Here is a 14,079-nt window from a genome sequence, read left to right as displayed (position 1 = left end):
TTACCAGCGCTGCTCGAAGCGCCTGCGCAGGAAGACGGCCAGGGCATTCATACAAATTAGGAATACCAGCAAAATGATGATTGCCGCAGAGGTGCGCTCAACAAAGGCACGTTCGGCGGAGTTTGCCCATAGGAAAATCTGAACCGGAACAGCGGTTGCCGGGCTCCAGGGGGATGTTGGAAAGTCATTCACGAATGCCACCATGCCGATCATCAGCAAGGGTGCGGTTTCGCCCAATGCCTGAGCCAGACCAATGATGGTCCCGGTCATGACGCCGGGTGCCGCCAGTGGCAGCACATGATGGAAAACCGCCTGGTTTTTAGACGCTCCGACACCAAGCGCTGCCTCGCGAATGGAAGGCGGGACGGCACGCAGCGCTGCTCTTGTGGCAATGATGATGGTCGGCAGCGTCATCAATGTCAGAACCAGACCACCAACGATGGCAGAGGAGCGCGGCAGACCGGCATAATTGATGAAGACTGCAAGACCCAGAATCCCATACACAATGGACGGGACTGCTGCCAGATTGTTGATGTTGACTTCAATCAGGTCGGTCCAGCGATTATTGGGGGCAAACTCCTCCAGATAGATTGAGGCCGCAACGCCAATTGGCAACGCCAGCAACAGCACAACCCCCATCATGAAGGCCGAGCCCATGACAGCGACAGCAATGCCGGAGGATTCCGCTCGGCTGGAGGGGCCTTCAGTGAAGATGAAGGTGTTGAACCGTTTTTCCAGACGGCCTTCGTCCACGAGTTGGTCAATCCAGACAAGTTGCTGATCGTCCAGCTGACGTCGGCTCTCATCCACGTCGCGCCTGATCTGCCCTTTCATCAGGGAATCCACATCACCGCGCGCCAGGACAGGAATGATCTGTGTGGAGCCAATCGCATCCGGATTTTCAGCGACAAAATTGCGAATTTGATTGCTCGCTTCACGTGATACGAGTTCCAGAACCTTGCGAACTTCACCTCTGTCTGACAGGTCAGCGCCAACGGTTTTAACGATGGCCTCGCGCACTATTTTTGAATAATTGGCTTTGGAAATCGCTTCATCGGTCACCTGATTATTTACGGAAAACTCTGCCTTTGGCAGATCAACCGGCAGGTCGATAATTGTTTGCTCAAATGCCGTGTAGCCGCGTGAGATGATGGAGTAAAACAGAAGGCCGAGGAAAATCAATCCAAGCGAGATCGCGATAATGCCATAGGCCTGAAACCGTTTCTCGGCTGCATAGCGAGATTTCAGCGATGATTTCATCGCCTCGCCAATTGTCTTGCGGCCTGATGTCGGTCGGGAAGGCTGGGTGCTGTCAGTCATTAGTCATACTGCTCCCGATATTTGCGCACAATATACAGCGCGTAGATGTTCAAAATCAAAGTCATGGTGAACAGCGTCAGGCCGAGGGCAAAAGCCACCAGGGTCTGAGGACTGGTGAATTCGGTGTCGCCGGTCAACTGGCTGACAATTTTCACGGTAACGGTTGTGACCGCCTCAAGGGGGTTTGCCGTGAGATTGGGAGCGACCCCTGCGGCCAGAACCACGATCATGGTTTCGCCGATGGCGCGTGACGCTGCCAGCAAAATGGCGCCGACGATACCGGGCAAAGCTGCCGGAAACACGACCCGCCGAATAGTCTCCGACTTGGTTGCGCCAAGCCCGAGAGATCCTTCGCGCATGGCGCGGGGCACTGAGGTGATGATATCATCTGACAGGGACGAAATGAATGGAATGATCATGATTCCCATGACCACGCCAGCAGTCAGTGCGCTTCGGGCGGAGACATCCAGGCCCAGAGTTGCACCAAAATCCCTGAAAAACGGCCCGACGGTTACAAGGGCAAAGAAACCATAAACTATGGTTGGGATACCCGCGAGGATTTCCAGCAACGGTTTGGCTGTGTTCCGGACCCGGTTAGACGCATACTCTGCCATATAAATGGCCGCGAATAATCCGATTGGCACTGCAACCAGCAGCGCTATTACGGAAATCAGAACTGTGCCCCACAGCAGCGGGATCAGACCATACTGGCCAACTTCCGTTCCGGACCCGACATTTGCAAAGCGTGGGTCCCAGACTGTGCCAAGGAAGAAATTGGACAGCGGCACCATATTGAAAAAGCGAATGGTCTCGGACAGCATTGACAGCACAATGCCAACGGTTGTGAGAATTGCGATGCTGGAGGCTGTTATCAGCGCAATACGGACCGCAAGTTCCACCAGGTTTCTGGCGCGCAACTCTGGTGTCAAAAGTCTCAACAGATAAAAACCGGCCAGCAGGGCCACCAATATCAGAACACCGACCCGCACTGTGCGGCTGACGCCCTGACGCTCCAGATATGCGTCTGCTGCGATCACCATATAGCGCTGGACATCGGATCCCAGCGGGACGCCCTTTTCTGCCAGAAGCGCCCGTGTATCCACCAGACCCGCGCTGACCTGACGACGTTCTGGAGCATCCAGCAAGGTCAATCCGTCAGCAATTGAGCGGACCTGACTTTCGATAAGCCCGCGCTTTGCGTCCGTCAGCGCGCTGACCGTATCAGGCATTTGACCTTGAACCACCTTGTTCAGGTAGATCGGCTCTGCAATCATCCAGAAGACCATCACCACAACAAGCGGTAAACCGATCAAAAGTGCTCCGAAGCTGCCATGATAAGTTGGGCGCGAGTGCAGTTTCTTGACATCGCCTGCGACGAGTTGGACAGCGCGCGTGCGGCCGTACAAGAATGCAGCGACCATCAGAACAATGATGACGCTCAAAAGGAGCCCGGTTGTCATGTCTGACCCTCGTCTTCCCGCGTGTCACCTGAGGGCAAGACGCAGCCTTAAATACCTAGAATATCAAGAAGAAAGGGCGGCCAGTTAATCTGACCGCCCTTTCAATTACATGGCTTCTTTGTTCTCGAACTGAGCAAGCTCAGCTTGACGTTCTTCTTCTGGAAGAGCGACCAGACCATATTCGGCCAACGGACCGTACGGACCGGCAATCTCTTCGGACAGGAAGAACTCAACATAATCCGCCAGACCCGGGATCACGCCGATATGTGCCTGTTTGACGTAGAAGAACAGGGGACGTGACACAGGGTATTCACCGCTGGAGATTGTTTCAACGGAAGGCGAGATACCGCCCATCGTGGAAACCTGCAGTTTGTCGGTGTTGTTTTCGTAGAATGCCAGACCAAACACGCCGATACCGGTTTTGTTGGATTCGATGCGCGCAAGCGTTTCTGTGTAGTCGCCATCAATATCGACAGATTTGCCATCTGTGCGGACTTTAATACAGGCGTCTTCAGCAGCATCTTCGTCCATGCCGGAGGCGATCATTACCTCCAGAGCACCAACATGTTCGCACCCGGAGGCCAGCACTTTTTCTTCGAACACTTCACGGGTGCCGTGCTTTTCGCCGGGAATGTAAGCGGCAATTTCCCAGGCTGGGAAGCTGGCGTTTACTTCATTCCAGGTGGTGTATGGATTGTCGACGAGCTTGCCATCTACGACAATCTGTGCGGCCAGAGCCTTGTACCAATCGTCAGACTCGAACGCCATGGCAGGTGCATCAATGTCGTAGGCAAATACAATGCCGTCATAACCGAACTTGACTTCGTGGATGCCTTCAACGCCTGCAGCTTTACAAGCAGCAATTTCTTTTTCGCGGATTGCTCGGGACGCGTTTGCGATGTCGATGGTGTTTTCACCGACGCCCTGGCAGAACTGTTTCAGACCGGCAGAAGAACCGCCGGATGCTATGATTGGCGCCGGGAATTCAGAAGAATTTCCGAACTCTTCGGAAACGATGGTGGCGTAAGGAAGCACGGTTGAAGACCCGGCAACCTGAACCTGATCACGTGCTTCAGTTGCACCGACAATTGCGAAAATTGATACGCTGACAGCAAGCACGCTTGTTGCGGAAGTAACTTTCAATGGACTTCTCCCTGGAAAGGTCCGGGCCCACTGTCCATATTGCAGCAGTACCCAATGTTCAATTTAAAGCTCACTGCCTCCCCAAAACAGGAAGGCACGGGCGACGAATAAAGAGCGAGCGCACTTTGCGCTACGCAAAAGACAGGAAATAAGCCTGCCCCTCACAATGCAAACTAGCCAGACGCAATGATGCTTCTATGACGTTTATGTATCATTTCAATGACAGTCTAAGTAACTGTCATTGAAATGATTTTTTATCCAACGCAGCGAAGTTCGATCCGTTTTCAACAGATGGAACATCAATCTTTCCAGGGTCCGGGATCAATTGGGGGGTTGAATTGGTGAATGTGCTTGACGATTGACAGCCCAAACTGGGCAAGCCTATCCGCCACATGGCCGTTCAGTACTCTGAACGTCTAACTCAGCTACATGGTTTTTTTGTTCTGGAACTGTGTAATTTCCTGCTCCCGCTCGAACTCCGGCAGGGAAACCAGACCGTAATCTGCCAATGGACCATAAGGACCGGAAATCTCTTCCGACAGAAAGAACTCAACATATTCAGCCAAACCGGGAATGACGCCAATATTTTTCTGTTTTATATAAAAATAAAGAGGCCTGGAAACAGGGTACTCACCTCTGGAAATGCTTTGTGTGGAAGGCAGAATTCCACCCATTGTAGAGACTTGAAGTTTGTTGGCGTGGTCCTTGTAGAATGCGAGACCAAAAACTCCGATACCGGATTTGTTGAGGTTAATACGATCAAGTGTTTCTGTGTAGTCGCCGTCGATGTCGACTGACCGACCATCTTCACGAACCTCAATGCAAACACCCTCCGCAACAATTGGGTCCATGCCGGAGGCAATCATGACCTCCAATGCACCCGTGGCTTCACAGCCGGCGGCCAGTACTTTTTCTTCAAAAACCTCACGGGTTCCGTGTTTTTTACCAGGTATGTAAGCTGTAATCTCCATTGCAGGGAATTTGGGGTTTACTTCATTCCAGGTCATGTAAGGATTGTCGACTAACTTGCCTCCGACAACGATGCGCGCAGCCAGAGCCTTGTACCAATGAGCCGGTTCGAAAGCCATTGAAGGTGCAAAAATGTTATAGGCAAAAACTATGCCGTCATAACCGAATTTAACTTGGTGCACGTCTCTAAAGCCAGTTGCCCGACAGGCTTCCAATTCTTTCTTGTTGATGCTGCGAGACGAATTGGCAATATCAATTGTGTTTTCACCAACACCTTCACAGAACTGTTTCAGACCGGCAGTTGACCCACCTGACCCAACTTTGGGCGACGGAAAATAGAATGAGTTCCCGAATGCTTCCGCAACGATGTTTGCATATGGCAAGACCGTAGATGAACCGGATATCTGAATCTGGTCACGCGCTTTCGCAGAGCCACCAATTGCCAGAAATGATGCGCCAACAATAATTGCACATATCGCAGAAACAGTTTTCACCTGAATTCTCCCGGGAAGATTCTGGGTTTATGGTTCCTGCTCCAGAACCCAACGATTGGTGCAAGCGCACCTTTCCCATTTGAGAATCGAGGGCCCGGTTTCTTCTTCCAAAAGTAATCAGGCCAGATTCAAGGATGCTTCCTTTAACGTTAGGCATCAACCCAACGATAGTCTAAGGGCTCAGTGTTCAGGGTCTGAACCCGATTGGGAGCTTAAATTGACGCTGCCCGCGAGAAGAAGTTCTGAGCCATTTTCGATAGATGAATTCTCGATTTTTTGGGGAAATTTAACGGTGAACATCGCCCCTTTACCGGATTCCGTTTCGATATCCAACGTAGCGCTATGCCTGTTCAGTATGTGCTTGACGATCGCAAGCCCAAGCCCCGTACCCTGTTTCTGGCGGCTTGTTTCCACATCGGCTCGATAGAACCGTTCTGTCAGGCGCGGGACGTGTTCAGATGCAATTCCAGGTCCGTAATCACGAATGGAGACAGACGGGCCATTTTCCGGCGACCCTGCTGCCAGAACGATCTCAACCAGACCGCCTGACGCACCATATTTGATCGCGTTCTCGACCAGGTTGCTGAACACCTGAACCAGCTCATCCTGAGCACCGGACACCGTGACGGGCTGAGCCGAAATATCGAGATCAAGTTTCACCTTGTTCTCGCGTGCCAGAGGGGCCAGCGTATCGTTCACATGGCCGATCAGCGCGCCCAATTCTATCGGATCAGTTGGCCGCAAATGGGCTTTCATTTCAATTCGGCTGAGAGACAACAAATCGTCAATGAGGCGCGACATACGCTGCGACTGTTCCCGCATAATATTCAAAAACCGCGCGCGCGCAGCCTCGTCGTCCTTGGCGGGACCCAATAACGTCTCGACAAATCCGGACATAGACGCCAGTGGGGTTCTCAATTCGTGACTGGCGTTTGCAATGAAATCAACACGCATGCGCTCTGTGCGCTTCTGCTCACTCAAATCCTGAAACTGGACCAGCAGAAAACGTGACGGCTCGCTCATGCGTCCGCTGTTTTCCGTATCGAAGCGCAACGGACTTAAGGCTACGTTGAACCAGCGCTCAACTGGAAAGCGCTCGATATACTCAAGCTGTTCGGGCTGATCGCTTGCCAAAACCCGGGTCAAAGCGCCCACCAGATCACGTTGTCGAAAATGCAGGGACATGGCTTGACCAGGTTTGATGTCTCCCAACACCTCCTTCGTTGCCGAATTGCTGAAGCGCACTATCCCTTCGCGATCCACCAGAATGCTGGGCATCGATAGGGACGCCACAACCCGTTTGGTGGATGTGTTGGGCCATATCGACTGCCTGGCCACTGCGCGCGCTGTCTGCAGCACAGCCAAATGCCTGCGCCGCTGACTGGTCACAGGCTCCACCATGGCTGCGGCCCAAAGCGCCAAAAGGAACAGAATACCGGCAGCCGGTGTCACATCGCCGCGCAGCCAGAAGGCCAACACGCCTCCAAGAGAGACAATCAACACCCAGCGCTGGTCCAGCAACCGCTTTATTGGCGCAATATTTTCCGTTTCCGCATCCGGAACTGCGGGGTCGACTGGCATGATGGCCGGTCCTCCATTCACTAGCATCTGTCATTGAACATGACCGAAAACCCTTATGTGGCAAAGTTATTTCAGTTTTTTGACAGTCGGCGAAACTCTTGACCAGAAATCTGCCGGATTGTGAGCGAAGCGACAATCCGATACCGTGAGGCAACAGTACAGTGTTTGGGAGCCTTTATGACGAAAAGCAATTCATCCGCCAGCGATGCACTTCTTGAAAAGTTTGATCTTGATGAAGCAAAACTGGCATCCCGGATCAAGGATGCGGCCATGCAGAGCGGCCATTATCCTTATGATGAAAAATTGTCGCGCAAAACCTATGAGAAAGAATTGCGGCTCTTGCAAATTGAACTGGTGAAAGTTCAGGCATGGGCAAATGATAGCGGCGCGCGGCTGGTGCTGGTGTTTGAAGGCCGGGACGCTGCTGGCAAAGGCGGCAGCATCAATGCCATCCGCGCCTATATGAACCCACGTTCAGTCAAAATTGCAGCGCTTCCCAAACCGACCGAGCGGGAGAGCGGGCAATGGTATTTCCAGCGCTATATTCAACATCTGCCAACAGAAGGTGAAACAGTTCTGTTTGACCGCTCCTGGTACAACCGCGCTGGTGTTGAACCCGTTATGGGTTTTTGCACACCGGAACAGCACCAGACCTTTTTGCAGGAAGCGCCAAAGTTTGAGCAAATGCTTGTGGATGAAGGCATTCACCTGTTCAAGTTCTGGCTGAATATCGGGCGTGAAATGCAGATGAAGCGGTTTCACGACCGCCGGCATGACCCGTTGAAACAGTGGAAACTGTCGCCTATGGATATCGCTTCCCTGGACAAATGGGGTGACTATACGAACAAGCGCAATTTGATGCTGAAGACGACTCACACGATTACTACGCCATGGACAATTGTGCGCTCAAATGACAAACGCAGGGCGCGCCTGAATACAATCCGTCATGTGCTCAGCAATCTGGACTATGACGGTAAGGACAAGGATGCCATTGGCAAGATTGATCCACTCATTCTTGGCCAGGGCCCTGAATTCCTGAGGCTGCACGAGGCAATGGATTTTGATGATTAGTTGAACGGTCGGTCAGCTTTGGAGCGCAGACCGATAGAGGTCCATAACGCGTTGCTCCATGACTTTAATGGAAAACTCGTCTGAGACACGTTGATGCAGATAGTCGGTGTCCGCTGACTTGAAATCAGCTTGTTTCATCACGCGCATAGCGTTGGTGATGTCCGGCAGATCCGGATTTACCAGCGCTGCTGAGCGGTCGCCATAAATCTCTCCAACGCCGCCGACCTGCGTGCAGATCATGGGCATGGCGGCACCGGCGGCCTCCAGAACAATGTATGGCAGGGATTCTGCCCGCGAAGGCACCACAATTGCTTTTGCCATTGCAAACGCCTTGCGGGCAGGTGTTGACGGTCTGAAAGCAACGGCGTCTTCAAGGCCGCGTTGCGCCACCATGTCGCGATACCGTGCCTTATCCGCTTCAGCGCCATCGCCGACGATCCAGGCAGTTGTCAGGCTTTCGCGGTTCAGTTGCGCCATGGCATCGATGAACAGATCAACGCCCTTCAGATCGCGCAACATGCCAATGAACAGAAAATCTCGAGCGCTCTCATCAGGTTCCACATGCACCAGTTCAGCGCTGGTGATGCCGTTGTGGACGACTGTGGCCATTGTTTTCGGCACGCCGACCTTTTCAACATAGGTCCGCTGCTCGTAGGCACTGACATGGATGAGGCCGCTGGTCCAACGCTCCAGAAACCGCTCCATGGTAAAATAGATGCGGCCTTCCTTGCTGGATTTGGGATAATGCAGACTTCCGCCATGTGGGGCGTAGAATACGGCGGTTCCCTTTTCCAGACCGCCAAACTTGCCAAGGCCTTTGGCAAAGCGGCCATAAACGCCGCCCTTGGAGCCGTGACAATGCACAATGTCGGGCTTCACTGACTGGAGTACTTTTTTGACCCGCAAAAAGGCGGCAATGTCCGATGGACCAACCGCCCGAGGCATTCTCAGCCGTCTGACGCCAAGCGGTAGCAATGGGCGTAAACGCTCGATGTGAGTGGCCTCGAAGGGACCACCCGTTACCTCATCGCAGATGATGCCAACCCTGTGGCCCTGCTCGGCTTGCGCCACGGCCAAATCCGCAAGATGTCTGAAGATTCCACCAATTGGCGAGCGGACGAGATGTATGATTGTGAGGGGGTTTTGCTGCGTCATTCTGCATCAACTGAAAAGATTAGGTTTGTCATTCTTATATAAGACAGGTTAATAGGTTCTTCAGGTCCATATCTGGGCTCACATTTTTCCAAGATCATTTGCTCATTTTTGAGACTAATAGTCTTGATAGTCGACGGTTTCTATTGATAATCCGCCTGTGTGCAGTTATCACATGGGTGCGGAGGATGAAGTATATGAGCATGAGCGAGACGTCTCCACAGCATCTGGTGGGTGGTGTTGGTGATAGAACCATTAGCACAAATGGGCCGGTTGGCGACGATATGCGCCAGACAACCTGTTATATGTGTGCGTGCCGCTGCGGGATTAATGTGCATCTGCGCGATGGCAAGGTCCGCTACATTGAAGGCAACCGCGATCATCCGGTCAACAAGGGTGTCTTATGCGCCAAGGGATCTGCCGGCATCATGCAGCACATGTCCCCTGCCCGGCTGAAAAAACCCTTGCTGCGGACAGGTCCGCGCGGCTCGAATGAATTCAAGGAAATCTCCTGGGAAGAAGCGCTTGACAAGGCCGCTGAATGGCTTGGCCCGCTGCGCAATGATCCGCAAAAGCTGGCATTCTTCACTGGCCGGGACCAGTCTCAGGCCCTGACAAGTTTCTGGGCGCAGAATTTCGGAACACCCAATTATGCCGCGCATGGCGGCTTCTGCTCGGTCAATATGGCTGCTGGCGGCATTTACACCATTGGCAGCGCCTTCTGGGAATTTGGCTCGGCGGACTGGGACCGGACCAAGCTGTTTTTGCTGTTTGGCGTCGCCGAAGATCATGACAGCAATCCCATCAAGATGGGCCTGTCAAAACTGAAAAAGCGTGGGGCGCGTTTTGTGTCTGTCAATCCGGTGCGCACCGGGTACTCCTCCATTGCCGACAATTGGCTGGGCGTAAAACCGGGTACTGACGGGCTGCTGATCCTGTCGCTGATTCATGAGCTGTTCCGGATGCGCAAAATCGATCTGGACTATTTGAACCGTTACACCAATGCGTCCTGGCTGGTGGTTCAGGCACCGGGTGACAAGGATCACGGTCTGATCGCACGCGACAGCAATGGCACGCCTTTGGTGCTGGCAGAAGACGGATCAGTCCAACCCACCAAGACCAAGGGCGTTTCGCCACGCATGGGCGGCTCGGTTACCCTGCCGGCAGATTGCCTGACCGGCGCTGACAAAACGGCAGTTCCTGTACTGGAACTGATGGCCGAGAAATATCTGGTGCCTGACTACACACCAGAGGCCGTTGCCGGAAAGACCGGCATTTCGGCTGAAACCATTCGCAATCTGGCTGCTGAAATTGCCCGGGTGGCATTTGAAGAAGAGATTGTCATTGAACAGCCCTGGACTGATATGACGGGCGAGCGCCATGACAAAATCATTGGCCGTCCGGTGTCCATGCATGCCATGCGCGGCATCTCCGCCCATTCCAACGGCTTTCAGACCACGCGCGCCTTGCACGTATTGCAGGTGCTGATCGGCTCAATCGATTGTCCCGGCGGCTTTAGAACAAAACCGCCCTACCCGAAACCCGTTGCTGCGCATCCCAAACCACATGGCAAGCCTGAGCACATCAATCCGGGCAAACCACTGGCAGGCCCGCATCTTGGCTATGTACGCGGCCCGGAAGATTTGCTGATTGACGGTGAAGGCAAGCCAACGCGTATCGACAAGGCGTTTTCATGGGAAGCCCCCATGTCGGCCCATGGCATGATGCATATGGCGATTGCCAATGCCCATGCAGGTGATCCGTACAAAATCGATACGTTGTTCATGTACATGGCCAATATGGCCTGGAACTCGTCGATGAACACCAAGTCAGTGATTGATATGCTGACCGACAAGGATGAGACGGGCGAATACAAAATTCCGAAAATCATCTATTCCGACGCTTATTCCAGTGAAATGGTGGCCTATTCCGATCTGATCCTGCCGGACACCACCTTTCTGGAGCGCCATGATTGTATCTCGCTCCTGGACAGGCCGATTTCGGAACCGGATTCCGTCAATGACAGCATTCGCTGGCCAGTGGTCGAGCCGGACCGAGATGTGCGCGGCTTCCAGACTGCCCTGATAGAATTGGGTGGAAAGCTGAAACTGCCAGGCTTCGTGAATGATGATGGTGAACAGCTTTACAAGGATTACGCCGACTACATCGTCAACCATCAGCGCCGACCCGGTATTGGCCCTCTGGCCGGTTTCCGCGGCGAGAATGGCGATCAGGTCGGGCGCGGAGCACCCAACCCGGACCAGATCAACGCCTATATCAAAAACGGTGCCTTCTGGTCAAAAGAACTGCCGGAAGAGGCGCGGTTCTTCAAACATGCCAATAAGGCCTATCAGGATTTTGCCGTTGAAATGGGCTTCTTCGATGCACCGCAACCGGTGACGTTCCAGTTGTATGTTGAGGAACTGCAGAAGTTCCGCCTCTGCGCTGATGGCCTGCGCCAACCCATTGCGCCAGCACATCAGAAAGAACGGATCAAAACCTGCTTTGACCCGCTGCCGGTCTGGTATGCGCCCTTTGAGGAAGATGGTGTCGATCTGGAAGCCTATCCCTATCACGCCATCACCCAGCGGCCAGCCGCCATGTACCATTCCTGGGGCTCGCAAAATGCATGGTTGCGCCAGATTCACACCAAGAATGTGCTGTATGTACCCGGCCCCATTTGCGATGCGGAGGGCCTGAAAGATGGCGACTGGGCAAAGGTTTCGTCCTGGCATTCATCCATTCGCGTGCCGATTGCGCGTATGGAAGCGGTGAATGATTCCACGATGTGGACATGGAACGCCATCGGTAAACGTAAAGGCGCGTGGAACCTATCGCCCAAGGCACCTGAAGCAACCGAAGGGTTTCTGCTCAATCATCTGATACATGAATTGCTGCCACCAAAGGGTGACGGTCTGCGCTGGGCCAATAGTGATCCGATTACCGGGCAGGCCGCCTGGTATGATCTGCGCGTTTCAATCACCAGGGATGTTGATCAAACCAGTCCGGAAAGCACCCCCGGCTTTGCTGATGTAGGCGCACGGAAGGTTCTGGGTGATCCACCCGATGAACTGCGCTACGGCGAGGAATGGACCAAGGAGACCTCTTCATGACCAGCCTGCCAACACAAGTTACCGGCAAGAAACTTGGTCTTGTCATCGATCTGGATGTCTGTGTGGGCTGTCATGCCTGCGCCGTTATCTGCAAGGAATGGAACACTGGCGGCTACGGCTCTGCATTGTCCGATCAGGACCCCTATGGTGAGGATGTCACCGGCGCCTGGCTCAACCGTATTCATACGTTTGAAGTGACGCCGGGCGACATGATTCCGGGCTACGGCAAGAAGCCAAAAGGTCAGGGTGTCGGTGAAGTTATTGCACAAACCGAAGAAGCGCGTGTTGTTCATTTCCCCAAATCATGCCTGCATTGCGATGACGCACCCTGCGTAACCGTGTGTCCGACAGGCGCCAGCTACAAACGCGGCGAAGACGGTATTGTGCTGGTTGATGAAGACAAGTGCATTGGCTGCGGCCTGTGTGCCTGGTCCTGTCCTTATGGGGCCCGCGAAATGGATCAGGATGCAGGTGTCATGAAAAAATGCACCCTGTGCGTTGACCGCATTTACAATGAAGACATTCCGGAAATTGACCGCCAGCCAGCCTGCGTGCGTACATGCCCTGCCAATGCGCGGCATTTCGGCGATCTGGGAGACCCGAATTCCGATGTCTCCAAGATGGTGGAAGAGCGTGGCGGAATTGATCTGATGCCGGAACAGGGCACCCGACCGGTCAACAAATATCTGCCACCACGTGCCCGCCAGACCCTGCCAAGCGCCGAAGTGCCGTCCGCTGCTGCAATAGCAGAGACCACAGATGGCGCGCAGGGTTTCATGAAATGGATCGACACTGCGCTGTCCAAAATCTAAGGCCCTATTATGCACCCCGCTTTATCAGTTATTATTTTCACCACCTTGTCCGGCTTTGGTTATGGCCTTGCCGCCATTTTGGGACTGTTTCAGCCAGACCCGTCTCTGCTGGCGGTAAAATTCGGTCATGTGCTGGCCTTTCTGGCAATTGCGGGCGGGCTTTTGGCCTCTACCCTTCATCTTGGCAATCCACAGCGGGCATGGCGGGCCTTTTCGCAATGGCGCTCAAGCTGGCTATCGCGTGAAGGCGTACTGGCTGTTCTGACCTTTGTGCCACTGACAGTACAGACCGGCCTTGCGGTGCTGTTTGATACAAGCATCGGCTGGCTGGGATTTGTCGTAGCAATTATGTCGGCTATTACTGTTTACGCGACCAGCATGATTTACGCGTCGCTGAAAACCGTGAATGCCTGGCACAATCCAATGACCAATACCTGTTACATGCTGTTTGCAGCATCAGGTGGCCTGCTGGCAGTCGCAACGCTGAGTGCCTTCAACGATGCTCAGACCACTTTGATTGTCCTGGCCATCATTGCCCTGGCTGCCGCCTTTATTGCAAAAACCATCTGGTTTCGTGCGCTCGATAATGAAAGTGGTCCTTCCACTCCGGAAAGCGCAACGGGGCTTGGTTTTCTTGGCAAAGTCCGCCTGCTTGAACGTCCTCACATGGGCGAGAACTACCTGACCCGCGAAATGGGTTTTCGCGTGGCGCGCAAGCACGCACAGAAACTGCGCCTGATCAGCTATGGCCTGGGCCTTGTCCTGCCTGTGCTGTTGCTGCTGATTATGGGTGCGACCGGCATGGTCTTTTTCGGCATAATTGCCCTTCTCAGCCATCTGACAGGTATTCTTGCAGAACGCTGGTTGTTCTTTGCCGAGGCAAAACACGCGGTCTCTGTTTATTACGGATCCGACAGCGCCTAGCGCACCTTTCCAAACACCTTCTGACAGAGCGTTCTCTCAG

The 14,079-nt window shown here is 53.5% G+C and carries 10 protein-coding genes; 4 read left to right on the top strand and 6 right to left on the bottom strand.

The window, feature by feature from the left end:
- From pstA to RAL91_RS06535, 5 genes are all read right to left on the bottom strand, one after another.
- Positions 1-1,320, bottom strand: coding sequence for a phosphate ABC transporter permease PstA (pstA, locus tag RAL91_RS06555; protein WP_371932490.1), 1,320 nt, complete (start codon positions 1,318-1,320; stop codon positions 1-3).
- On the bottom strand, positions 1,320-2,780 hold the full coding sequence (pstC, locus tag RAL91_RS06550) for a phosphate ABC transporter permease subunit PstC (protein WP_306260750.1): 1,461 nt from the start codon (positions 2,778-2,780) through the stop codon (positions 1,320-1,322). The genes pstA and pstC overlap by 1 nt, the downstream gene beginning before the upstream one ends.
- 105 nt (positions 2,781-2,885) lie before the next feature.
- A complete protein-coding gene (locus RAL91_RS06545; RefSeq protein WP_306260748.1) occupies positions 2,886-3,923 on the bottom strand; it encodes a substrate-binding domain-containing protein in 1,038 nt (345 codons plus the stop codon).
- Positions 3,924-4,348: 425 nt separating this feature from the next.
- On the bottom strand, positions 4,349-5,386 hold the full coding sequence (locus RAL91_RS06540; RefSeq protein WP_306260746.1) for a PstS family phosphate ABC transporter substrate-binding protein: 1,038 nt from the start codon (positions 5,384-5,386) through the stop codon (positions 4,349-4,351).
- A gap of 180 nt (positions 5,387-5,566) precedes the next feature.
- A complete protein-coding gene (locus RAL91_RS06535) occupies positions 5,567-6,967 on the bottom strand; it encodes an ATP-binding protein (RefSeq protein WP_306260744.1) in 1,401 nt (466 codons plus the stop codon).
- A gap of 177 nt (positions 6,968-7,144) precedes the next feature.
- Here RAL91_RS06535 and ppk2 point away from each other — a divergent pair, with 177 nt between their 5' ends.
- Entirely contained in the window at positions 7,145-8,038 is an 894-nt protein-coding gene (gene ppk2 / locus RAL91_RS06530; RefSeq protein WP_306260743.1) for a polyphosphate kinase 2, read from the top strand.
- A gap of 12 nt (positions 8,039-8,050) precedes the next feature.
- On the opposite strand, the gene RAL91_RS06525 is transcribed toward ppk2, so the two are convergent.
- Positions 8,051-9,193 carry a glycosyltransferase family 4 protein gene (locus tag RAL91_RS06525; protein ID WP_306260741.1) on the bottom strand — a complete coding sequence of 381 codons (1,143 nt, stop codon included), beginning with the start codon at positions 9,191-9,193 and terminating at the stop codon, positions 8,051-8,053.
- A gap of 281 nt (positions 9,194-9,474) precedes the next feature.
- Here RAL91_RS06525 and RAL91_RS06520 point away from each other — a divergent pair, with 281 nt between their 5' ends.
- From RAL91_RS06520 to RAL91_RS06510, 3 genes are read left to right on the top strand one after another with little or no spacing between them, the layout of a single operon-like run.
- Entirely contained in the window at positions 9,475-12,303 is a 2,829-nt protein-coding gene (locus tag RAL91_RS06520) for a molybdopterin oxidoreductase family protein (RefSeq protein ID WP_371932527.1), read from the top strand.
- Positions 12,300-13,115, top strand: a complete 816-nt coding sequence (locus RAL91_RS06515; RefSeq protein WP_306260739.1) for a 4Fe-4S dicluster domain-containing protein — start codon at positions 12,300-12,302, stop codon at positions 13,113-13,115. Before RAL91_RS06520 ends, RAL91_RS06515 begins: the two co-directional genes overlap by 4 nt.
- Positions 13,116-13,124: 9 nt before the next feature.
- Positions 13,125-14,039, top strand: a complete 915-nt coding sequence (locus RAL91_RS06510) for a DmsC/YnfH family molybdoenzyme membrane anchor subunit (protein ID WP_306260737.1) — start codon at positions 13,125-13,127, stop codon at positions 14,037-14,039.
- The last annotated feature ends 40 nt before the right edge of the window (positions 14,040-14,079 follow it).

The organism is Pararhizobium sp. IMCC21322, assembly GCF_030758295.1.
Lineage (GTDB): Bacteria > Pseudomonadota > Alphaproteobacteria > Rhizobiales.
This window is presented reverse-complemented; position numbering and strand designations above follow the sequence as displayed.